This is a genomic window from Phytoactinopolyspora alkaliphila, assembly GCF_010550695.1.
In the GTDB taxonomy this organism is placed as follows: domain Bacteria; phylum Actinomycetota; class Actinomycetes; order Jiangellales; family Jiangellaceae; genus Phytoactinopolyspora; species Phytoactinopolyspora alkaliphila.
This window is the reverse complement of record NZ_JAAGOB010000021.1, coordinates 1-22117: the sequence shown is the minus strand read 5'-3', so window position 1 is coordinate 22117 and position 22117 is coordinate 1. Positions and strand designations below refer to the sequence as shown.

Annotated in this window: 21 protein-coding genes and 1 tRNA gene; 15 read left to right on the top strand and 7 right to left on the bottom strand. The window is 68.1% G+C overall.

The annotated features are described in order from the left end of the window. Positions 1-147: 147 nt before the first annotated feature. The 10 genes from G1H11_RS24400 to G1H11_RS24355 all read left to right on the top strand — a co-directional run bounded on the left by G1H11_RS24400 (position 148) and on the right by G1H11_RS24355 (position 12051). Positions 148-1530, top strand: coding sequence for an ABC transporter substrate-binding protein (locus G1H11_RS24400; protein WP_163821245.1), 1383 nt, complete (start codon positions 148-150; stop codon positions 1528-1530). 377 nt (positions 1531-1907) lie between these two features. Next, positions 1908-2849: an ABC transporter permease subunit gene (locus tag G1H11_RS24395; protein ID WP_163821284.1), complete on the top strand. Its 942-nt coding sequence runs from the start codon at positions 1908-1910 to the stop codon at positions 2847-2849. Next, on the top strand, positions 2846-3784 hold the full coding sequence (locus G1H11_RS24390) for a carbohydrate ABC transporter permease (RefSeq protein ID WP_163821243.1): 939 nt from the start codon (positions 2846-2848) through the stop codon (positions 3782-3784). The genes G1H11_RS24395 and G1H11_RS24390 overlap by 4 nt, the downstream gene beginning before the upstream one ends. A gap of 27 nt (positions 3785-3811) precedes the next feature. Next, entirely contained in the window at positions 3812-4825 is a 1014-nt protein-coding gene (locus tag G1H11_RS24385; RefSeq protein WP_163821241.1) for a LacI family DNA-binding transcriptional regulator, read from the top strand. Positions 4826-4900: 75 nt separating this feature from the next. Then, positions 4901-6964, top strand: a complete 2064-nt coding sequence (locus G1H11_RS24380; protein ID WP_163821239.1) for a S9 family peptidase — start codon at positions 4901-4903, stop codon at positions 6962-6964. Between the two features lies 1 nt (position 6965). Continuing rightward, positions 6966-8321 carry an MFS transporter gene (locus G1H11_RS24375; RefSeq protein ID WP_163821237.1) on the top strand — a complete coding sequence of 452 codons (1356 nt, stop codon included), beginning with the start codon at positions 6966-6968 and terminating at the stop codon, positions 8319-8321. A gap of 45 nt (positions 8322-8366) precedes the next feature. After that, positions 8367-9314, top strand: a complete 948-nt coding sequence (gene pheA / locus G1H11_RS24370) for a prephenate dehydratase (RefSeq protein ID WP_163821236.1) — start codon at positions 8367-8369, stop codon at positions 9312-9314. A gap of 58 nt (positions 9315-9372) precedes the next feature. Further along, positions 9373-10629 (top strand): serine--tRNA ligase, encoded by a 1257-nt coding sequence (serS, locus tag G1H11_RS24365; RefSeq protein WP_163821234.1) that lies wholly within the window; start codon positions 9373-9375, stop codon positions 10627-10629. Between the two features lie 17 nt (positions 10630-10646). Next, positions 10647-11471, top strand: coding sequence for an HAD family hydrolase (locus G1H11_RS24360; protein WP_216844108.1), 825 nt, complete (start codon positions 10647-10649; stop codon positions 11469-11471). Between the two features lie 118 nt (positions 11472-11589). Continuing rightward, complete coding sequence (locus tag G1H11_RS24355; RefSeq protein ID WP_163821232.1) at positions 11590-12051, top strand: DUF6918 family protein; 462 nt, start codon at positions 11590-11592, stop codon at positions 12049-12051. Between the two features lie 60 nt (positions 12052-12111). Here the strand turns inward: G1H11_RS24355 and G1H11_RS24350 are convergent, their stop codons facing one another. The 5 genes from G1H11_RS24350 to G1H11_RS24335 form a co-directional block, all read right to left on the bottom strand. Further along, positions 12112-12678: a bacterial proteasome activator family protein gene (locus G1H11_RS24350; protein ID WP_163821230.1), complete on the bottom strand. Its 567-nt coding sequence runs from the start codon at positions 12676-12678 to the stop codon at positions 12112-12114. 210 nt (positions 12679-12888) lie between these two features. Continuing rightward, positions 12889-13866, bottom strand: coding sequence for an NAD(P)H-quinone oxidoreductase (locus tag G1H11_RS24345; protein WP_163821228.1), 978 nt, complete (start codon positions 13864-13866; stop codon positions 12889-12891). Further along, a complete protein-coding gene (locus G1H11_RS25375) occupies positions 13866-14231 on the bottom strand; it encodes a DUF6457 domain-containing protein (RefSeq protein ID WP_216844107.1) in 366 nt (121 codons plus the stop codon). Before G1H11_RS25375 ends, G1H11_RS24345 begins: the two co-directional genes overlap by 1 nt. 20 nt (positions 14232-14251) lie before the next feature. Beyond that, entirely contained in the window at positions 14252-14833 is a 582-nt protein-coding gene (gene mobA / locus G1H11_RS25370; RefSeq protein ID WP_216844106.1) for a molybdenum cofactor guanylyltransferase, read from the bottom strand. Beyond that, positions 14826-15617, bottom strand: a complete 792-nt coding sequence (locus tag G1H11_RS24335) for a carbon-nitrogen hydrolase family protein (protein ID WP_163821226.1) — start codon at positions 15615-15617, stop codon at positions 14826-14828. Before G1H11_RS24335 ends, mobA begins: the two co-directional genes overlap by 8 nt. 122 nt (positions 15618-15739) lie before the next feature. On the opposite strand from G1H11_RS24335, the gene G1H11_RS24330 reads away from it, so the two are divergent. Continuing rightward, on the top strand, positions 15740-16459 hold the full coding sequence (locus G1H11_RS24330) for an O-methyltransferase (protein ID WP_163821225.1): 720 nt from the start codon (positions 15740-15742) through the stop codon (positions 16457-16459). A gap of 110 nt (positions 16460-16569) precedes the next feature. On the opposite strand, the gene G1H11_RS24325 is transcribed toward G1H11_RS24330, so the two are convergent. Further along, the gene (locus G1H11_RS24325) at positions 16570-17928 is read right to left on the bottom strand and encodes an ammonium transporter (RefSeq protein ID WP_163821223.1); all 1359 of its coding nucleotides are present in this window, start codon (positions 17926-17928) and stop codon (positions 16570-16572) included. Positions 17929-18271: 343 nt separating this feature from the next. Here G1H11_RS24325 and G1H11_RS24320 point away from each other — a divergent pair, with 343 nt between their 5' ends. Continuing rightward, on the top strand, positions 18272-18826 hold the full coding sequence (locus G1H11_RS24320) for a hypothetical protein (RefSeq protein WP_163821221.1): 555 nt from the start codon (positions 18272-18274) through the stop codon (positions 18824-18826). A gap of 166 nt (positions 18827-18992) precedes the next feature. Here G1H11_RS24320 and G1H11_RS24315 read toward each other — a convergent pair whose 3' ends face one another. Next, positions 18993-19778 carry an ROK family protein gene (locus G1H11_RS24315; RefSeq protein WP_163821280.1) on the bottom strand — a complete coding sequence of 262 codons (786 nt, stop codon included), beginning with the start codon at positions 19776-19778 and terminating at the stop codon, positions 18993-18995. Between the two features lie 76 nt (positions 19779-19854). Here G1H11_RS24315 and G1H11_RS24310 point away from each other — a divergent pair, with 76 nt between their 5' ends. The 3 genes from G1H11_RS24310 to G1H11_RS24300 all read left to right on the top strand — a co-directional run bounded on the left by G1H11_RS24310 (position 19855) and on the right by G1H11_RS24300 (position 21905). Further along, complete coding sequence (locus G1H11_RS24310) at positions 19855-20694, top strand: sulfurtransferase (protein WP_343074918.1); 840 nt, start codon at positions 19855-19857, stop codon at positions 20692-20694. Positions 20695-20724: 30 nt separating this feature from the next. After that, positions 20725-20820, top strand: a tRNA-Ser gene (locus G1H11_RS24305). Positions 20821-20951: 131 nt separating this feature from the next. After that, positions 20952-21905 carry a hypothetical protein gene (locus G1H11_RS24300; RefSeq protein ID WP_163821220.1) on the top strand — a complete coding sequence of 318 codons (954 nt, stop codon included), beginning with the start codon at positions 20952-20954 and terminating at the stop codon, positions 21903-21905. Positions 21906-22117 lie beyond the last annotated feature (212 nt).

Below are 22117 nucleotides of genomic sequence, written 5' to 3'. Positions count from 1 at the left end.
TGACGAAATCGTTACCGCTTCGGTGCCATTAGTCCCTTGAGTTTTGCTGACGTAAACGTTTTCGTTGACCTTCATCAGGCACGTATCCGTGCCGACCCGGTATGAGGGCGAACACGCGCCCGGCCGGACTGAGAGGGGAGGAACCTCATGACCCTGAACAGAAAACGTACGGGCGCGGCGGTCGTCGGCTGTCTCGCCGGCCTGTCTCTTGTCCTGACTGCCTGTGGCGACGACGGCGACGACGGTGGTGCGGCCACCGGTGGCGACGACGAGGGCAACGGTGACTGCGCCGACTACGAGAAATACACGGAAACGTACGGCGACCTCGACGGAACCACGGTGACCGTCTACTCGTCCATCGTGACGCCGGAGGACCAGCCGCACATCGACTCGTGGGTGCCGTTCGAGGAGTGCACCGGCATCGACGTCGTCGGTGAGTTCTCGAAGGAGTTCGAGGCGCAGCTGATCGTCCGGGTCCAGAGCGGCAGCGCTCCCGATATCGCCTACATGCCGCAGCCCGGTCTTTTGCAGACCGTCGTCCGGGACACCGACGCGGTGGTACCGGCACCGGCAGGCGTCGAGGCCAATGTCGACGAGTTCTTCGGCGAGGACTGGCGCGGATACGGCTCCGTAGACGGCACGCTGTACGCGGCGCCGCTCGGGGCAAACGTCAAGTCGTTCGTCTGGTACTCGCCGTCGGCATTCTCCGAGGCCGGCTACGAGGTGCCGGAGACCTGGGACGACATGATCGCCTTGTCCGACCAGATCGTCGCCGACGGTGGCAAGCCCTGGTGCGCGGGCATCGGCTCCGGCGACGCCACGGGCTGGCCGGCTACGGACTGGATGGAAGACGTCATGCTCCGCGAGCACGGCCCGGACGTCTACGACCAGTGGTACACCCACGAGATCCCCTTCAACTCTCCTGAGGTCGCGGACGTGCTCGAGCGAGTGGGCTCGATCCTGAAGAACGAGGACTACGTCAACGGCGGCCTGGGTGGCGTGCAGAGCATCGCCTCCACCACGTTCCAGGACGGCGGCCTGCCGATCATCGACGGCAACTGCTTCATGCACCGGCAGGCGTCGTTCTACCAGGCCAACTGGCCGGAAGGCACGACGGTTGCCGAGGACGGCGACGTGTTCGCCTTCTACTTCCCGACCATCACCGAGGAGTTCGGCCGCCCGCTGCTGGGTGGCGCCGAGTTCGTCGCAGCGTTTGACGACCGGCCCGAGGTGCAGGCGGTCCAGGAGTTCCTGTCCTCACCGGAGTGGGCCAACGAGAAGGCCAAGGTCTCAGGGCCGGGCTGGCTCAGCGCCAACACCGGACTGGACATCAGCCTCCTCGAGTCGCCGATCGACCAGCTCTCCGCCGAGCTGTTCCAGGACCCCGAGGCTGTGTTCCGCTTCGACGCCTCTGACCTGATGCCGGGTGAGGTCGGCGCGGGAACGTTCTGGACCGAGATGACCAACTGGATCGCCAACGACAAGGACAACCAGGCGGTCCTGGACGCGATCGAGTCGTCCTGGCCGTGAGCCAGGCCGCTCGGTCGTCCTGACCGAGTCGCATCGGGGACCGGGGCCGGCCACCAGGCCGGCCCCGTATCCCCCTCCGGATGAATGCCAGAGGAGGGCTCGCCTTGTCCGACCACAACAGCAACGACGACGTCCAGCCTGACGGCGGGCGGCACGTGATGACGGCGAGCCCGCCAGGCTCGTCAAGGTCCGCGGTCGCGCAGACCGGCGGATCCGGACGTTGGACGCTGGTGCTCATCGTGTTGGGTGCGGTGGCGGCGGCGGGCGGCGTCGTCTTCCTGCTCTCGGCGTTCGGCGTTGCTCCGTTCTCCACCTTCGAGGTGCCGTGGCCGGACTGGTTCAAGGCGTCGAGCAGCACGATCGGCAAGTTCGGCCTGATGGCCTTCGCCGTCGCGATCTTCGTGGCCGTGATGGCGCTGATCCTGCTGTCCGTAGATCGGGCAAGCAAGGTGCCAAACTGGGCCTTGGTGCTCGGCTTCCTCGGCCCGGCCGGCCTGATGCTGGCCTTCGGCCTGCTTTACCCGATGCTGCGGACCATCCGGGAGTCCTTCTTCGACCGCAACGGTGCGAACTTCATCGGCTGGGACAACTACGTCACCATCTTCACCCAGAGCGAGTTCCAGATCGTCCTGCGCAACACCATGATCTGGGTGATCGTCGTGCCGATCGTGTCGACGTTCATCGGTCTGCTCTACGCCGTTCTGGTGGACCGGACCCGGTTCGAGGCCCTGGCCAAAGGGCTGATCTTCCTGCCGATGGCCATCTCCCTGGTCGGCGCGTCGATCATCTGGAAGTTCGTCTACGAGTTCCGGCCGGACCAGCAGGGCGTGGAACAGATCGGCTTGGCCAACCAGCTCCTGGTCTGGGCTGGGCTGGATCCGAACCAATTCCTCATCAGCAACCCCTGGAACACGTTCTGGCTGCTCATCGTGATGATCTGGATCCAGACCGGGTTCGCGATGACCATCCTGTCGGCGGCCATTAAGGCGATTCCCGACGACATCGTGGAGGCCGCGCGGCTGGACGGTCTCACCGGGCCGAGGATGTTCCGCTACATCACCGTGCCCAGCATCCGGCCGGCATTAGTCGTGGTTCTGGTGACCGTGACCATGACCACGCTGAAGGTGTTCGACATCGTCCGCACCATGACCGGTGGCCAGTTCGAGACCAGCGTGGTGGCCAACGAGTTCTACACGCAGAGCTTCCGGCAGTTCAACTTCGGCCTGGGCGCATCCCTGGCAGTGATCCTGTTCGTGCTGGTGATCCCGGTGGTCGTGTACCAGGTTCGCCAGCTCCGGCTCGCGGAGGACATCCGATGACGACCACGCCGACCCCGCCGGTACCCACTGGTGACACTCGACTGGCGACGAAGCCGCGCAAGCTGACCAAGGCCGAGCGCCGGGCGGTCGAGGCCAAGTCCAAGCTCTCCTCGCCGTGGGCGTCCGGTGTCGCGATCATCCTCGCGATCCTGTGGACGATTCCCACTTTCGGGCTCCTCATCTCGTCGTTCCGGCCGGAGCGGCAGATCAAGACCACCGGGTGGTGGACGTTCTTCCGCGACCCCCAGGTGACGCTGGAGAACTACGAGGAGGTGCTGTTCGGCAGCGGCACGTCCTTCTCCACGTTCTTCGTCAACTCGATCGTGATCACGCTGCCCGCGGTGATCATCCCCGTCTCCATCGCCTTGCTGGCGGCGTACGCGTTCGCCTGGATCGAGTTCCGCGGCCGCGGCCTGCTGTTCGTCGCCGTCTTCGCCCTGCAGATCGTTCCGCTGCAGGTGACGCTGATCCCGCTGCTGCAACAGTACGTGCGCTGGGATCTGAACAACTCGTTCTGGACCGTGTGGATCTCGCACTCGATCTTCGCGCTGCCGCTGGCGATCTTCCTGCTGCACAACTTCATGAAGGAGGTGCCGTCCTCGCTGGTGGAGGCGGCGCGGGTGGACGGTGCCGGACACGTGAAGATCTTCTTCCGGGTGCTGATGCCGCTGCTCGTGCCGGCCATCGCCGCGTTCAGCATCTTCCAGTTCCTCTGGGTGTGGAACGACCTTCTGGTGGCGCTGACCTTCGCGGGCGGATCGCCGAACGTGGTGCCGATCACCGTGCGCCTGGCCGAGCTCTCGGGCACGCGCGGTACCGACTGGCAGCTGCTGTCGGCAGGTGCGTTCATCGCGATGATCGTCCCGCTGATCGTGTTCCTCAGCTTGCAGCGGTACTTCGTCCGGGGGCTGCTCGCGGGCAGTGTGAAGGGATGAGACGGGTCGTGTGACGGACTCGATGCCATGACGGGGATCGTCGATGTCGCCGCGAGGGCGGGCGTCTCGGTGGCCACGGTGTCGCGGGCGCTGCGCGGGCTGCCGGGCGTCTCCGCGACCACCAGGGCGGCGGTGCAGGCTGTCGCGGCCGAAATGGGCTACGTGGCCTCGCCCAGCGCCGCCGGGTTGCCCACCGGCCGCACCGGTGCGGTGGGCGTGGTCTCGCCGGTGGCGCGGGGCTGGTATTTCACGGCGGTCGCGGAGGGCGCTCAGGAGGTGCTCTCCGCCGCCGGCTACGACATCCTCAGATATGGGCTGGCCGACGTCGAGACCGAACGACGCCGGGTGGTGGATACACAGCTGTTGCGCAAGCGAGTGGACGCGCTCATGGTGCTGAGTCTTCCGCTGACACCTGACGAGGTCACCGCGCTGGCGACCATGCAGAGGCCGGTGATCGCCCTCGGTCCGGTCATGACGGGTATTCCGACGGTCCGTATCGACGACGTCGAAGCGGGCCGGACAGCCACCAGGCACCTGGTCGAGCTCGGCCACCGGCGGATCGCCTTCGTCGGAGGCGATCCCGCCCACCATCTCGGCTTCCCGGTGGCGCCGGACCGTCAGCGTGGCTACGAGGACGTGTTACGGCAGGCGGGCATCGAGCCCGACCCGGCCCTGGTGGCCCGGGCCGCGTTCTTCGCCGAGGCCGGCGCGGAAGCATTTGCCGAACTCAAACGGCGGGGCACGCTCCCTACGGCGGTCTTCGCCGTCTCCGACGAAGTCGCCATGGGGATTGTCTATGCCGCCAGGCAAGATGGCCTCCGGGTGCCTGAGGACCTCTCGGTCGTCGGCGTCGACGATCATGACCTGTCCTGGGTTCTGGGGCTGACCACGGTGGCGCAGCCGGTGCGAGAACAAGGCCGGATAGCGGCGCTGTCACTTCTGGCCCGGCTCCAGGGCGGCGACTCCGAGGCGGACGGGTCGGTCGTGACCATGCCGACGCGATTGGTGACGCGTTCCAGCACCGCACCGCCTCCGTCGTGACCACCGTGTCGTGTCCTGCGGGCTGTGCCTCCCGGGCCACGGATCGCAGGACGCAACGTGTGATAGGTAAGTGAAATGACCGACATCGATGCGGAGATCCCGCAGCCCCCGACGCCGTTCCACGATCTGGACGCGTACATTGAGCTGCCGCGCGCCAGCGGCCTGGTGCTCTCGCCCGACGGGCGCCGCCTGGTCACGGCGGTAGCGACGCTGAACTCGGAGAAGACCAAGTACGTCACCGCATTGTGGGAAGTCGACACCACCGGTGAGCGCCCGGCGCGCAGGCTCACCCGAAGCGCGAAGGGTGAGAGCGGCGCGGCCTTCCTCCCGGACGGGTCGTTGCTGTTCGGGTCCGCGCGGCCCGATCCCGCCGCGAGCGAGAGCGACGAGGTGCCCATGCTGTGGGAGCTTCCGGCTGACGGCGGTGAGGCCAGGGTCGTGGCCAAGCGGCCCGGCGGGATCGGCGGGGTTCTCGTGGGCCGGGACAGCGGCACCGTCGTGGTGTCGTCGTCGACCTTCCCGTCCTCCACCGATGTCGAGTCCGAGGAGGCCAAGCGCAAAGAGCGCAAGGAGAAGAAGGTCTCCGCCATCCTGCACGAGAGTTACCCCGTGCGCTTCTGGGACTCCGATCTCGGCCCGGATTCGCCGCGGCTGTTCGCCGGCAGTCTCGAGCCCGGCGCGGAGCCACTTGCAGATCCCCACATCGAGCTCCGGGACCTCGCTCCGGACGCCGGCCGGGCCCTGGAGCGGGCCGGCTACGACATCAGCCCGGACGGCAGCACCATCGTGACCACGTGGAACGTCCCCGAGCGCGGAGGCTACCGGCAGGCCCTGCTCGCTATCGACGTGGCGTCCGGCGAGCGGCGGATGCTCGCCGACCACGCGGACTACGAGTACGGCGGCCCACAGCTCAGCCCCGACGGCGCTACGGTGGCCGTCATCCGAGAGCGGCTCACCACTCCGCACGACCCGGGTGACCGGGTGCTGGCCCTGGTGAGCGTGGCCGACGGGACACTGCGTGAGCTGGCCACCGACTGGGATCGCTGGCCGGCCAGCACACCGCGGTGGACGCCCGACGGCTCGGCTCTGATCGTCGTCGCCGACGAGAACGGCCGGGCGCCGGTGTTCCGCGTCGAAGTGGCCGACGGCGCCATCACCCGGCTGACGAGTGACGACTACGCCTATTCCGACGTCGTCGTGTCGCCTGATGGGCAGTATGTGTATGCGTTGCGGGCGTCTTATCTGGAGCCGATGACACCGGTGCGGCTGGCCGCGGACGCCGCGGACCAGCACTCGGAGCCGCTCGCGGGACCGGTGCCCGCACCCGAGCTACCGGGACGGATGGAAGAGATCGAGACCACCGGCTCCGATGGCACCCGGGTGCGCGGCTGGCTGCTGCTGCCGGACGACGCGTCGGCCACCACCCCGGCACCGTTCCTGTTGTGGATTCACGGCGGGCCGCTCGCGTCGTGGAACACGTGGTCGTGGCGGTGGAACCCGTGGATCATGGTGGCCCAGGGGTATGCGGTCCTGCTGCCGGACCCCGCGCTCTCCACCGGATACGGGCGCGAGTTCATCCGCCGCGGTTGGGGCGCGTGGGGTGACGCGCCGTTCACCGACCTGATGGCCATCACCGACGTCGCCGTCGCCCGTCCGGACATCGACGACAACCGCACCGGTGCGATGGGCGGATCGTTCGGCGGCTACATGGCCAACTGGGTCGCTGGTCACACCGACCGGTTCGACGCCATCGTCACGCACGCCAGCCTCTGGGCGCTCGACCAGTTCGGCCCCACCACCGACGCCGCCTGGTACTGGTCCCGGGAGATGACCCCGGAGATGGCGGCCGCGCATTCGCCGCATCTCAGCGTCGACTCGATCGAGACGCCGATGCTGGTCATCCACGGTGACAAGGACTATAGGGTGCCCATCGGCGAGGCGCTGCGCCTCTGGTACGAGATTGCCTCCCGGGCCGAGTCCGACAGCGGTGAGATGCCGCACAAGTTCCTTTACTTCCCGGACGAGAATCACTGGATACTGGCGCCGCAGCACGCGAAGGTCTGGTACCAGACCGTGAACGCTTTCCTGGCCCATCACGTTCTCGGTAAGGACTGGGAAACGCCGGCCATTCTGCGCTGAGGTGCCCAACGACGCAGCCAGACCGTGGCGGCGTGGTCGTCGGCTCCTCGCCGACACCACGCCGCTTCGGGACAGTCCCGCATTCCGCCGGCTCTGGTGGGGCCTCGGGATCTCCAATCTCGGCTCGCAGCTCACCGTCGTGGCGGTGGGCCTCGAGGTGTACGCCATCACTGGCTCGACGTTCAGTGTCGGGCTTCTCGGCCTCTGTGCTCTGGTGCCGCTGATCGCCCTGGGCCTGTACGGGGGCGCGTTGGTCGACGCCTACGACCGGCGCCTGGTGGCACTGTCGTCGGCGGGGGTGTTGTGGGTGGTGACCATCGTCCTTGCCGTTCAGGCCTGGTTCGGCGTGCACAGCGTCGCCGTCCTGTACACGCTGGTGGCCATCCAGTCCGCCGCGACCGCCGTGAAGAATCCGGCCAGGGCGGCGATCATCCCCCGGCTCATCGAACCTCGCCTGGTGCCGGCCGCGAACGCGTTGCAGACCATCGCCTGGAACATCGCCCTGACAGTCGGTCCGCTCGCCGGTGCGGCGCTGGTGGCGGTCTTCGGTTACGCGATCGCCTACTCGATCGACGCCCTGCTGTTCACGGTGGCCCTCTGGGCTCTGAAACGACTGCCGTCGATACCGCCGGTCGCGGCGGACGAGACCGGCGGTGACGCGGCAGCCGGGACACCGAGCACCCGCCGTTCCCGCGTCGTCGGCATTTCCTCGGTGCTGGAAGGCCTGCGTTACCTCGCCACCCGGCCGAACGTGCGGATGACCTTCGTGCTGGACCTGGTGGCCATGATCCTCGCGTTCCCACGTGTGCTGTACCCGGCCGTCGGCGTGCTCTACCTCGGCGGAGGCGAGGCGACCACCGGCGCGCTGGCCGCCGCGTTCGCCGTCGGTGCGGTCCTGGCCGGCGTCCTCTCCGGCGGGTTCTCCCGGGCGCGATGGCAGGGCCGGATGATCGTGTGGGCGATTGTCGCCTGGGGTCTGTCGATCGCGGGATTCGGTGTGGTGCTCGTCGTCGTCGGTCGCGCCGAGCCTGGTTCCCTGGTGCTGCCCGCCCTCGTCGCGGCCATGGTGATGCTGGCGCTCGCCGGTGCGTCGGACGCGGTCAGCGCGGTGTTCCGGCAGACGATCCTGCAGACGGCCACCCCGGATGAGATGCGCGGGCGCTTGCAGGGTGTGTTCATCGTCGTCGTCGCTGGCGGCCCGCGGCTGGGTGAGCTGACCGTCGGCGCGGAGGCAGCGTGGTTCGGAGAAGGCTGGGCCGCAGTCATCGGTGGACTGTCCTGCGCGATCGTCGTCGTGCTGCTGGTCCGGCGCCAGCCCAGGTTCTGGCGATACGATGCCCGGGACCCGCAGCCTTAGTGGTTGTAGCCATCACTCGCGCCGGATCGGACTAGAGTTTCCCCCGTGCCTGTCACCAGCGGCCGTTACGGCTATCTCGGACCCGAGGCGACCTTCACGGAGGCCGCCGCGCGTCGCCTCCCCCTGCTGCTCGGCGCTGAGCTGGAACCCTTCGCCACGGTTCACGCCGCCATCGACGCGGTCCGGGCCGGTGAAGTGGCGGGATCCGTCGTGCCGCTGGAGAACTCCGTCGAAGGATCGGTCAACGCCACTCTCGACGAGCTGATCCGTGGCGAGCCGGTGACGATCACCGCTGAGCTGCTGCTCCCCGTCACGTTCACCCTGATGGCCCGACCTGGTGTCGAGCTTGCGAGCATCCGGCGGGTGATCACCCATCCGGTCGCCGAGGCACAGTGCCGCACCTGGATGAACAAGACCCTGCCCGAGGCGACGGTATCTCTGGGATCATCCACCGCTGCTGCCGCGGAGGCTGTGGCACGCGGCGTGACCGGCCCCGCCGGTGAGGTCTACGACGCCGCGATCGCCGCCCCCATCGCGGCTGATCACTACGGCCTTACTCCGTTGGCCGGTGACATCGGCGACGACAAGGACGCCGTTACCAGGTTTGTCCTCGTCACGCAGCCGGGCAGGCCGCCGCGCGGAACCGGTTCGGACAAGACCAGCCTGGTGGCCTACATCCGAGACGATCACCCTGGCGCTTTGCTGGAGATCCTGGAGCAGTTCTCCACCCGGGGGGTCAACCTCACCCGGATCGAGTCCCGGCCCACCGGCAACGGCATGGGCAGGTATTGCTTCGTCATGGACGCTGAGGGGCACCTGACCGACGAGCGAGTGGGCGAGGCCCTGATGGGCCTGCGCCGGGTCTGCGGGGACGTCCGCTTCCTCGGCTCGTATCCCCGCGCGGACGGTATCCGCCCACCCGTGGGCCGCGGCATGAGCAACGACGACTTCCGGGACGCCGCCGCCTGGCTGGACTCGCTCCGCCACGCCTGACGGAGGCGAGCGGTAATCGGTTGTCGGGAGCGCCGGCGGGCCGGATACGCTCTGTATCGTGCTTGATCTCCGTGTGATCCGAGAAGACCCCGAACGCCTCCGCGCTTCGCAGCGGGCTCGTGGTGAGAGCGAGGAGGTCGTCGACGAGCTGCTCGCCGCCGACCGGTCGCGCCGGGCGTCCCTGAGCGAGTTCGAGCGGCTGCGGGCGGAGCAGAAGAGTCTCGGCAAGGAGATCCCTCCTGCCGCGGGTGAGGAGAAACAGGCGCTGCTGGCCAGGGCGAAAGAGCTCGCCGCCGCGGTGAAGGCGGCAGAAGCCGCCGCCGACGACGCGCAACAACGCCTCGATCAGCTTGCCGCGGTGCCCTCCAACATCGTGCTGGACGGTGTCCCAGTCGGTGGTGAAGAGGACTACACCGTGCTGCGGGAGGTTGGCGAGATCCCGGCGCTGGAGAAGGTCCGCGACCATCTGGAGCTCGGGGAAGGTCTGGGCGCTATCGACACCGAGCGCGGCGCGAAGGTCTCCGGCTCGCGGTTCTACTTCCTGACCGGCGTCGGCGCGCAGCTGGAGCTGGGCCTGCTGAACCTGGCGATGAACACTGCCGTCGAGGCGGGCTTCACCCCGATGATCACGCCGACGCTGGTCCGGCCCGAGGTGATGGCCGGCACCGGCTTCCTCGGCGCCCACGCCGACGAGATCTATCGCCTGGAGCGGGACGACCTGTACCTCGTGGGCACCAGCGAGGTGCCGCTGGCCGGCTATCACGCCGACGAGATCCTGGACCTCTCCCGTGGCCCACTCCGCTACGCGGGCTGGTCGGCCTGTTATCGCCGCGAGGCCGGCTCCCATGGCAAGGACACCCGCGGCATCATCCGGGTGCACCAGTTCCACAAGGTGGAGATGTTCTCCTACTGCCGTGAGGAGGATGCGGCGGATGAGCACGAGCGGTTGCTCGGCTGGGAGGAGCGGATGCTGGCCGCTGTCGAGCTCCCGTACCGGGTGATCGACGTGGCGGCAGGTGACCTCGGCTCTAGCGCTGCCCGCAAGTTCGACTGCGAGGCTTGGCTGCCGTCCCAGTCGCGCTGGCTGGAGCTGACGTCGACGTCCAACTGCACCACGTTCCAGGCGCGCCGACTCAACGTGCGTGAGCGCACCGAGACGGGCACCCGGCAGGTCGCCACGCTCAACGGCACCCTCGGCACCACCCGCTGGCTGGTGGCCATCCTGGAGAACCACCAGCGGCCGGATGGTTCCGTTGCGGTCCCACAGGCGCTGCGGCCGTATGTGGGCGGTCGCGACGTCCTCGAACCGGTCTGACACAGGGGAGTCTGGTGGTGGCAGAGGGTGCGATGACGCCAGGGAGCGGGTGGCGGCCCCGCGCCGTCGCGCTTGATGTGGACGGCACCCTGGTCACTTACGAGGACGCCTACACCTCGCCGAGGCCGGCCGTGGTCGACGCTGTGGGCCGGGTGCGTGCCTCCGGCGCCCATGTGGTGGTCGCGACGGGGCGTTCGCTGCATTCCACCTCGAAGATTCTCGATTGGCTCGGGATCTCGGACGGCTACGCGGTGTGCTCGAACGGGGCCGTGGTCGTGGATGCGGCGAGCCGTCGGCCTGTCGAGATCACCACGTTCGACGCCAGTGATCCTGTGCGCTACTTCGCCGAGGAGATCCCCGATGCCGTGCTCGCGGTGGAAGAATTGGGGGCCGGGTACCGGGTAACCGGTGAGTTCCCTGTCGGAGAGCTCGACGGCAGGATGACCGTCGTCAGCCACGACGAACTACTGGAGGGCCCGGTCACCAGGCTCGTCGTTCGCTGGCCGAACGGTGACCGAGAGAGACTGCGTGAACTGGCCCGCACGTCCGGGCTGCCCAGCGTGGACTATGCGATCGGGTTCACGGCCTGGTTGGACATCATGCCGGTAGGCGTGTCCAAGGCATCCGGCCTAATGACCGTCGCTGGGCTGCTCGGCTTCACAGCGAACGAGACGCTCGCCGTTGGCGACGGGCACAACGACGTGGAGATGCTGGCGTGGGCCGGCCTCGGAGTGGCGATGGGACAGTCGCCCGACGACGTCAAAGCGGCGGCCGATACCGTGTGCGATGACGTCGACGAGGACGGTGTAGCCACGCTGCTCGATTTGTATTTCCGCCCGTAAGTCCCGTATGTGTGGGTGCACCCGACCGGGCACGTGGCCGCGGCAGTGTTCTACAGTTGCTCTCGCACGGGGGCGACGTGGTCACAACATACTTTCAAGTGCGAAGGACGCATACCCAATGGCACAAACCCTGCAGGAGATCCTGCTCGCTCCGAATCGTCGGCCGAAGGTGGTTGAGGACGTCACGAAGCTCGTCGACTCTGAGGTGTCCGACAAGAGCGGCGTCTCGGGCCTCGCGGTGAAGAGCGGTTACGCTCTGATCAAGAAGATCAACTCGAGCTTCGTCTCCGACGCCGTGGACAGTATGCTCGACAACTTCGTCGGCCGCATGGAGCCGTACTACGCGAGTTATAAGGCCTCGGGCACGGGCTCGTTCACCGAGCACCTGACGGCCAACTCCTCCGATGTCGCGGACGCGTTGCTCGGTGTGACCGACGACCGCGCTGCCGGATCGAGGCGGGACAGCGTGAAGAAGGTCTACGCGAAGCTGCGCCCGCAAGCGAAGAAGCATGTCGAAGAGGCGCTCCCACGGCTCGGCGCCCTCGTTGAGGAGCACGCCGCCGCGGTCAACACCGGCTGAGCATTCGGCGACGCAGCACGGCAAAGCCGCGTCCTCCCTGGGGAGGGCGCGGCTTTGGCGTCACAGGTACATGCCGCTGCGCTGTTCTCCTTCACCAGGCGGACCGGCTCCCGGAGCCTGGCCGAGCTGCGCACCTGGCGGAAGCGCCCGGCGCATCTGCTCAAGCTGTGCGCGAGCGGCCATCTGCTGGGCGAACAGGGTGGTCTGGATGCCGTGGAAGAGTCCCTCCAGCCAGCCGACCAGCTGAGCCTGGGCGACCCTGAGCTCGGACTCCGAGGGGGTGTCGTCGCCGAAGGGCAGGGCCAGCCGTTCGAGTTCGGCCACGAGTTCCGGCGCCAGGCCGTCCTCGAGCTCGTCCAGCGACTTCCGATGGATGTCACCGAGCCGGCGTCGGCTCGCCTCGTCGAGGGGCGCGGCTTTGACCTCATCCAGCAGCTGCTTGATCATGCTACCGATCCGCATCACCTTCGCCGGTTGTTCGACGAGGTCGGTCAGCGAGCTCGGCTCGTTCTGATCCTCGTCTTGCCCGGCTTCGACGGCCATGCCGCCCGGCCCGACAACAACCACCCGAGGGCTCTCCTCGCCCTGGACATCGCCCTGTTCGGCGTTCTCATTCGACTCCGTCATCCCCCCATCTTGACGTAGATGTACGTGAGATGCTCACGGTGGGGCGGCGGCTGACGTGAGCCTGGCGTGCCCACGTGCCGCTTTCGGCTGCCTCATCGCGTGTCTCCGCGCCCTTTCTCGCCCCCTGTTCGGCGCATGCCAGGGTTTGTGGTCGTTGAAATCGGACAAATCGCCCGGATCTACGACCACAACCCCTGGCATGCGCGCGAGTCAGCGCGTCAAGAGGACCTTGCCGACGTGGTCGCCGTGCTCGACGACGCGATGCGCTTCCGCGGCGTCACGCATCGGGATCACCCGGTCGATGATCGGCTTGACCGCACCGGACGAGATCAGCGGCCACAGATGCTCACAGACATCGGCGACGATCTCAGCCTTCTCCTCAACCGGCCGGGCACGCAGCGTCGTGCCGATGAGCGAAGCGCGCTTGCCCATCAAGGTGCGCAGATCCAGCTCGGCCTTGCGGCCGCCTTGGAGCCCGATCACGATCAGGCGGCCCGCGGTGGCCAGCACATCCAGATTCGCCGAGAGGTACTTCGCGCCGATGATGTCCAGGACGACGTCGGCGCCGTGGCCGTCCGTGGCCGTGCGCACCACCTCGGCGAAGTCCTCTTCGCGATAGTTCACCAGGATCGACGCTCCCAGATCCCGGCACCGGTCGAGCTTGGCCTGCGATCCGGCGGTCACGGCGACGGTGGCGTCCAGTGCCACCCCGATCTGGATCGCGGCGGTGCCGATGCCGCTGCCGCCGCCGTGCACCAAAAGCACGTCGCCGCGGGACAGCCGTCCGGCCATGACCACGTTGGACCAGACCGTGCACATCACCTCGGGCAGGCCGGCTGCGGTCTCCAGGTCGACGCCGGCCGGAACCGGCAGCACCTGTCCCGCGGGCACCGCTACCTGTTCGGCGTAGCCGCCGCCGGACAGCAGCGCGCACACTCGATCGCCTACCGACCAGCCGGAGACCGCTGCCCCGACCGCGCGCACGGTGCCGCTGCATTCCAAGCCGGGCCACGCCGGAGTGCCGGGTGGCGGCGGGTAGTGCCCTTGCCGCTGGAGCAGATCCGCGCGGTTGACGGCTGCGGCGGCGACATCGAGGACCACCTCGTCAGGACCGCACTCCGGGTCCGGAACCACGCTCCACCGCAGCACGTCTGGGCCACCCGGCTCAGTGATCACGACGGCGTGCATCAGCTCTCCGAGGTGTCCGGTGTGCCAGCCGCCCCGGAGGTCGGAGACGGGCCGGCCGCCTCCCCGGTGTCCACGGCCGCGCTGTCGAGAGTGGGGGTGGTGGCCGCCGGGTCCGGTACGCCGGCCATGTCCGGCCACTGTGCCGCGAGCTCGGCCGCGGCGTCGGCCGCGGCGTCGACGGCGGCCGACCCACCACCCTGGAGTGCGGCCGCGTAGCCCGCGATGAACGTGGTGACTGGCGCTGCCGGGCGTTCGACGTTGTGTGCGGCATCCTTGGCCAGGTCGAGGATGGCGTTGACATCGACGTCGTCGATCGGCACGTTCAGCCGCTCGCACAGGGCGGCGACGAATGCGTCCATGGTCATCCAGTGGTCCTTCCTCGAGGTTAGTTGGAGCTGATCTGTCGCAGGTCTTCGGCGGTGTCGATGTCCTTGGCCGCCTGCGCGCCGGGGAGCGTCGACATCCGCAACCGGGCCAGCAGTGCCTTCATCGGCTGGTCGCGGGGCTCGCCCACGGCCCGCAGGGCTTCCCGGAGGACCGGCGCGCGGTAGACGGCAAGCAGCGGCTGCGGGTGGCCGCCGGCGTCGGTGAGGAGGACGGCGTCGTCTACTCCGGACACCAGCGCATGCCGCAGACGAGTGACGGTCTGGGGGGTCACCGACGGCAGGTCCACAGCCAGCACGGCTACCGTGGACACGGCGTCGGATAACACAGCTACGCCAGCAGCGAGGCCGGCCAGCGGTCCGCCACCGGGCGGATCCTCGAGCGTCCAGCGCACCGGTCTTGCTGTGGGACGTGGAGGCCCGACGACGACGAGCTCCGCGTCCCCGCATGCGTCGAGCACCGTGTCCAGGAGAGCCCGTCCGCCGATCACGAGCGCTGCCTTGTCCACGCCGCCCAGACGACGCCCGGCTCCGCCGGCCAGGACCACGGCCCCGTGGACCGGCCCGTGGACCGGCTCAACCATGGTGGCCGAACCCGGGCCAGACGCGCTGGTGCTGAAGCGCCGGATTCCGTTCCCGGGCCGCGGCGATGCCCGCCGGCTCGATCCGGCCGTGAATCACGCCCTCCTCGTCGCCGCTGGCGGCCACAGCGACGCCCAGGGGGTCGACCAGCATGCTGCGCCCGCAGTATGCCCGCCCGCATTGGGCGGCCGCCGCTACGTAGACGGTGTTCTCGATGGCCCGTGCCCGTGCCAGCGTGACCCAGTGGTCTTCCTTCAACGGGCCACGGACCCAGGCCGCGGGCATCACTAGGGCGTCCGCTCCGGCCTGGACCAGGGCTCGCGAATGCTCAGGGAAGCGCAGGTCGTAACAGGTCAGCAGGCCGAAGCGGAGCCCGCCGAGGTCCACCGTGGCCGGGACCGCGTCACCGGCGAGCAGCCGGTCGGATTCCCGGTAACCGAACGAGTCGTAGAGGTGTGCCTTGCGGTACGTGGCGGCGATCGAGCCGTCGGGCGCGACCGCCACAAGGGTGTTGAAGGGCCGGTCGGGATCTGTGGAGCGTTCGAACATCCCGGCAATGACCGTGGCCGAGGCGCTCGCCGCGATCCTCGACGCCGCGTCGACGAACGGTCCGTCGAGTGGCTGCGCAACCGGCCCGAGGGGCATGTCCGGCTTGCCGAAATCGTGCATCGCGGCCTCGGGGAAGACGATCAAATCGGCCCGTACCCCGGAGGTGAGCCGCCGCATCGTCGCCACATTCTCGTCCGGATCGACGCCGGCGGCCATCTGCACCAGGGCAACACGCATGGTCCCATTCTGCACGCCGCTTCAAGGCGGCAGCTCAGCCTCGCCGGTGTGCTCCGCGGAACGCCTCGCCGGGGCCGGTAACGTGCATGGCGAAACGTATCGGGCCAGACCGAGGACGGCGGATGAACCAGGCGACGCAGTGGGACGACGTGGATCGCTATGTGGCACAGCGGCTTCAGCTCTCCGACGACGTGCTGGAAAGCACGTTGCGGGCGAGCGACGACGCGGGCCTCCCGGCCATCAACGTGGCACCGAACCAGGGCAAGATGCTGCAACTGTTCGCGCAAATGCAGGGTGCGCGCAACATTCTGGAGCTCGGCACGTTAGGCGGATACAGCACCATCTGGCTCGCGCGTGCGTTGCCGCCGGAGGGCAGGCTGGTAACCCTGGAGTACGACGAGCGGAATGCCGAGGTGGCGCGGCAGAATCTGGCCCGGGCGGGCTTCGCGGCGATGGTCGATGTCCGCGTCGGCCCGGCGCTGCGGACCTTGCCCGAGCTGGCGGATGAGAACGCGGGCCCCTTCGACCTCGTCTTCATCGACGCCAACAAGGAGGACACCCCGGAGTACTTCGCCTGGGCGCTCAGATTGAGTCAGGTGGGGAGCGTGATCATCGTGGACAACGTCGTACGAGCGGGCGCGCTCGCCGACGAATCGTCCACCAGCCCGCAGGTGCAGGGAATGCGGCGTTTCCTCGACGACCTGGCCCAGGAGGAGCGCGTCGACGCCACCGTGGTCCAGACCGTGGGGAGCAAGGGTTACGACGGCTTCGCGCTGGCCGTCGTCGTCGCTGCTGGAATGATTGGCGACTGCCGAGAGGCGCCGGCGACGAGCAGGTCATGACGACGAGCGGGTCACGGTGACCAGCCAGTCACAACGAAAGCCGCGCCCCGGGCCTCGAAGGCATCCCGGGGCGCGGCTGCTTGTGCCTACCCAGTGGTGGTGAAGCGTGTTCAGCCGGTGGCCGGGCTGGCCTCTCCCTCGCCGGTGCTGATGCGCCGTTTGGTGCTGGCCGGGGCCGCAGCCGGGGTGGCCGTGCTCACGGGCTTGGCGGGGCCCTGCGCGACGCGAGCCATCACGTCATGGGGGATGTCCTCCGGCCCGATCTCGTAGCTGGACTCACCGTGGTGGACCTTGTCGATGCCGACCACCTCGTGGTCGTCGTCGATGCGGAACCCGATGGTCTTCTGCAGAATCGCCCCGATGATGTAGGTGAGGACGAACGAGAAGGCCATGACGGCCACCACGCTGACCACCTGCCGCCAGAGCAGGTCGACACCGCCGCCGAAGAAGAGCCCCTGCGCTCCATCCGGAGCGGTCTCGGTGGCCAGGAAGCCGATCGCCACCGTACCGACCAGGCCGCCCACGAGGTGCACACCGACGACGTCGAGCGAGTCGTCGTAGCGAAGCCGGAACTTCAGGCTGACGGTGAGCGAGCAGAGCACACCCGCGACCGCGCCGATGAGGATCGAGCCCACCGGGTTGACCGCGCCTGCCGCCGGAGTGATCGCGACCAGGCCGGCGACGACGCCGGACGCCGCACCGAGTGAGGTCGCGTGACCGTCACGCAGCTTCTCGACGATGATCCAGGCGAGAAGGGCCGCGGCGGTGGCACCGATGGTGTTGACGATGGCGACGCCGGCGACGGCGTCGGCCGCGTATGCGGAGCCGCCGTTGAAGCCGAACCAACCGAACCACAGCAGACCCGCGCCGATCATCACCAGCGGAAGGTTGTGCGGCCGGTGGGAACCCTTGCCGAAGTCCCGGCGACGGCCGAGCACCAGCGCCAGTGCCAATCCCGCCGCACCGGCATTGATGTGGACCGCCGTGCCGCCGGCGAAGTCGATGGCGCCGAGTTCACCGATCCAGCCGCCCTCGCCCCACACCCAGTGGGCGACCGGCGAGTACACGACCGTCATCCAGACCGCGGCGAAAACCAGCCAGGTCCAGAAGTTGGCGCGGTCTGCGATCGAGCCGGCGATCAGGGCGACCGTGATGACGGCGAACATGCCCTGGAAGCCGACGTCGGCCATCAACGGGATGTTGTCCATGATCTCGGACATGTTGCCCGAGAGGCCGAAGTAGTCGCCGGGGTTGCCCAGAAGGCCCCCCTGGCTTTCGCCGTAGGCGATCGAGTATCCGTACAGGATCCACAAGATACTCACGACCCCGAGCGCACCGAAACACATCATCATCATGTTGATGACGCTCTTGGCGCGCACCATGCCGCCGTAGAACAACGCGAGTCCCGGGGTCATCAGCATGACCAGTGCCGTGGATACAAGTATCCAGGCGGTATCGCCCGTATCCATCTGCCGTCCCTCCAACGCGAGCAGCTGGACCAGGCGCGCCTTCTGCTCCGGCGGCCGCGCCCGTGTCCTGCCATCTTCAAGCCGCGACGTTGCGGCAACCGGACACCACGAGCGTGGAGGGACGACGTTTCGTGAACACGTACGAATCGGTTACGAGAGCGTGTCGCGATGTGACGAACGTGTCCAACACGTAAACAGAGGCCGGTGCGTATTGCGGATCGGTCACGCTTTCCTCACGACGGGATGCGTCGTCGTCGCGGCACGCGTACCGCATTGCGGTGAGGTGAGCCGTGCGGGGCGCGGTTGTCCGGCGCTCAGCCCGCCAGACCTCTAAGCTGATCCGATGCCGGTCGAATTCATCGGGGCGAATCCGAACGTGACCCTGCGCCGCGGTGAGGCGATAGCTGGCTTCGTCTCCCTGTGGGAAGCCGACTGGAGTGTGCGCGGTCCGGGCGTCGCTGTCCTGGCGTGGGCCGAAGGAGACACGCGAGTTCGGCTGCTGACACCGGAGCCCAGCCTGGGTACCTGGCTGACCGGTACATTCAGCAGGTACTTTCCGGAGCTCTCGGAGTTGCCGGAGATCGCCGAGCCCATCGAGTGCGAGGTGCGGGAATGGCGGATCTCCGCCGACCACGTACGTGCGAAGGTGACCGGGGAGGACGGCACCCGCGTGGGCGTCACCATCAGCCAGCCCTTCACCACACGGCCCGGCCACGTCACCGGCTGGGAGCTGGGATCGGCGACGTGGACGCTGTCGAACCTGCTGAGCTTCTGCACCGAGGCCACCGTGGAGATCGACGAGGCACGCGTCCTGGGCCGGGTCTCCGTCGACGAACATGGTGAAAAGCCGTCCTCCACCGCTTTCATCGCCACCCACGAGACCTGGACACGCGAATAGTGGAGCGTGGTGAGGGGCGTTAAGAACGCTGTCCGGGCACTTTAAGAGCCCTCCATGGCATGCTTCACCGTCATGGAGCGCGACGCCCGGAGAGCGTTCTTGATGCCCTCACCACAGCCGCCCGCAGAACCATCCCCGCACGTCACCTACCGTGGCTCTACGGTGGTTAGATCTCTTCCACGCGGCGGCCGCGCGCTGCCCGGTCGTTCCAGAGGCGGATGCCGCCCAGGAGGCCGTTCTCGTTGCCGACGATGGTGACGTCGGGCCCGAGGTCGGCCTTGACGTGCTTGGCACCCCCACCGCCCATGTACAAGTGATCCCAGCCGAGGACCGGCCGCAAGCCGTTGACCGCCTTCGCCACTCTGGCCGACCAGCGCTTGTCGCCGAGGCGCTTGCGCGCGTGGTGGCCGAGCTGCTCGTCGTAGGACTGTCCTTTGCGGAACGGCGCTTGGGACAGCTCCACCTTGGGCAGGAGGCGGCCGTCGTCGAACAACGCACAGCCGAGCCCGGTCCCCAGGGTGAGAACCACTTCGAAGCCCTTGCTCTCGATGACGGCGAGCCCGGCGATCTCGGCGTCGTTCAGCACCCGCGTCGGCCGGCCGAGCGCCGACTCGAGGGCAAGCTGGATGTCGAACCCGGACCACAGCTGCAGAAGGTCCGGGCGGACTTCCGTGAACGGGCCGGCCTCGGTCACGTAATGCGGCGTGGCGTGCACGACACCGAGCCGGACCATGCCCGGGAACCCGACCGATACCCGGTCGAAGTCTTCCCCTGTCATCCGCGCCAGCGAGACCACTGCGTCGACGAGGACGTCCGGCGGGCAGGGGTAGGGCGTGCGCAGCCGTACCCGTTCATGCAACGGAGCACCGGCGGCATCGAGAACGGTCGCTTTCAGACCTGTACCGCCGCAGTCGACGGCCAGAGTGCGCGGACCGCTGCCTGCGGTTGTCATCACACCCGAGACGGTAGCGTGTCAACGTGGTGGAGTGTGAATCGCGGGTTGAGCTCAGGGCAGGGGGCAAGCGTTCGTGGACGTCTTGATCGAGGCGGACGAGCTGGCGTCGTCGCTGGCCACACCAGACGCTCCGGTCCTGCTTGACGTGCGGTGGAAGCTGGGCGACCCGGACGGGTACCGTCACTACCTCCGCGAGCACATTCCGGGAGCGGTTTACGCCGACCTGGAACGGGAGCTGGCCGGCCCACCGTCGCCCGCGCATGGCCGTCACCCGCTGCCCGTGGTCGCAGATCTGGAGCGTGCCGCGCGTGGGTGGGGGGTGCGCGAAGGAGTTGGCGTCGTCGCGTACGACGACGTCGGCGGTACGTCGGCGGCACGCGTGTGGTGGCTGTTGCGCTGGGCGGGCTTCTTCCATGTCCGGCTGCTCGACGGAGGCCTGGGCTCGTGGAAACGGGCCGGCTTACCGCTGCGGGCCGGGGAGGTGCGTCCAGGGCCTGGAAACGTCCGGCTCTCCGAGGGGCGACTGCCGGTGATCGACGCCGACGGTGCTGCGCAGTACGCCGGGAACGCAGTGCTCCTCGATGCGCGGGCTGCGGAGCGGTACCGCGGTGAGGTGGAGCCGGTCGATCCCCGAGCCGGTCACATTCCTGGGGCACGCTCGGCGCCCACCACGCAGAACCTCGCCGCCGATGGATCGTTTCGCCCGGTGGAGGAGCTTCGGGCGCGATTCGCCGAGCTCGGCGCCGACGGTCGCCAGCCGGTGGGTGTCTACTGCGGTTCGAGTGTCACCGCCGCTCACGAGGTCGCCGCGCTCGCGATCGCCGGCATCGAGGCTGCGCTGTACCCGGGCTCGTGGTCACAGTGGTCGTCGGACCCTGACCGGCCCGTGGAGACCGGGCACGGTCGATCCTGACCGCTGGTTCGTGGCACACTTACTGTGCCGGGAGGGCTGCCGGAGTGGCCGAACGGGGAACTCTTGAAAAGTTCTAGGGCGGGGCCCTCTCCGTCCTCATGGGTTCGAATCCCATGCCCTCCGCCATACCGTGTGACGTGGCGCGCGGGCCGCCTGAGTTTGGCGGCCCGCGGTCAGCGGTTTCAACGTCGGCCGTTGTGGGCATTCGTGACCGAATGCGTCTTCGTACTCTTCTGTCCTCTATCACCGTGATCGCCATGTCCACCGTGGCCTGTTCCGCAGGTGGCGCCTCCGAGGACGCCGACACGCCCGTCGGCGCACCGGACGATCCGGCGGCGAGTGCGCCCGCGCCGGACGACGCGCAGCCGGACGGGATGGGGGAAGCTGAACCGGAACCGGAGCCATCCGACCCGGAGCCCACGCTGCCCGGTGGAGGGACCTCTGTGTTCCCGGATCACCGGCTGGTGGGTTTCTCCGGTGGCCGCTCACCGGCTTTCGGCCGGCTCGACGCCTCGGACCTGGACGCCGCGGCGACGGAGCTCGACGAGCTGATCCCGGCCTTCGAGTCGGATGGGCGCACGGCCTTGCCCGTATATGAGCTGATCACTGTGATCGCACACGACTCGCCCACGGACAGCGGCCTGTACCGCACTGTCGAGCCGTACGAGGTCATCGAGCAGTACCTGGCTGCTGCCCGTAAGCACGACGCGCTGCTCCTCCTCAACATTCAGCCCGGGCGATCGGGCTTCCTCGACGACGTGAAGGACCTGGAGCGCTGGCTGCTCGAGCCGGACGTCGGGCTCGCCCTGGATCCCGAGTGGGCGGTGAACGACGACGAGGTGCCGGGCCAGACGTATGGCAGCACCACGGGGGAGGAGCTCGACGCGGTGGCGGCCTACGTCTCCGATCTGGTCGCCGAGCACGACCTGCCGGAGAAGGTGGTCGTCTTCCACCAGGTGCACGAGTCCGTCGTCGACGACGAGTCGGACCTCGGCGAGCATCCCGGGGTGGCGCTCGTGAAGAGCGTCGACGGGATCGGCGCGCAGCGCGACAAGGAGCAGACGTGGGAACGCCTCATGCCCACCAAGCCGGAACATGTCGCCGCAGGTTTCAAACTGTTCTTCGACGAGGACGCGCGGCACGGCGAGCTGATGACCCCGGAGCAGGTACTCGCCCTGCGACCGCTGCCCGAGTACGTCCTCTACGAGTGAGTGCGCTCAGCCGTGGCTCCCCTGCGCCGACCCCAAATGATCATGTTAACTATGCTTGTCCGTGCTTCACTAGGCCTGCAGGCATCTCGGGTTCATGTGGTGAACGCAACACCCTGTGTTTCGGAGGTGTTGCAGGATGGGGCGTCCGCGGATTCCGGTGCAGGTGCGGCGTGAGTTTTGGCGGTTGATTCGCGGTGGGAGCACGATTTCTG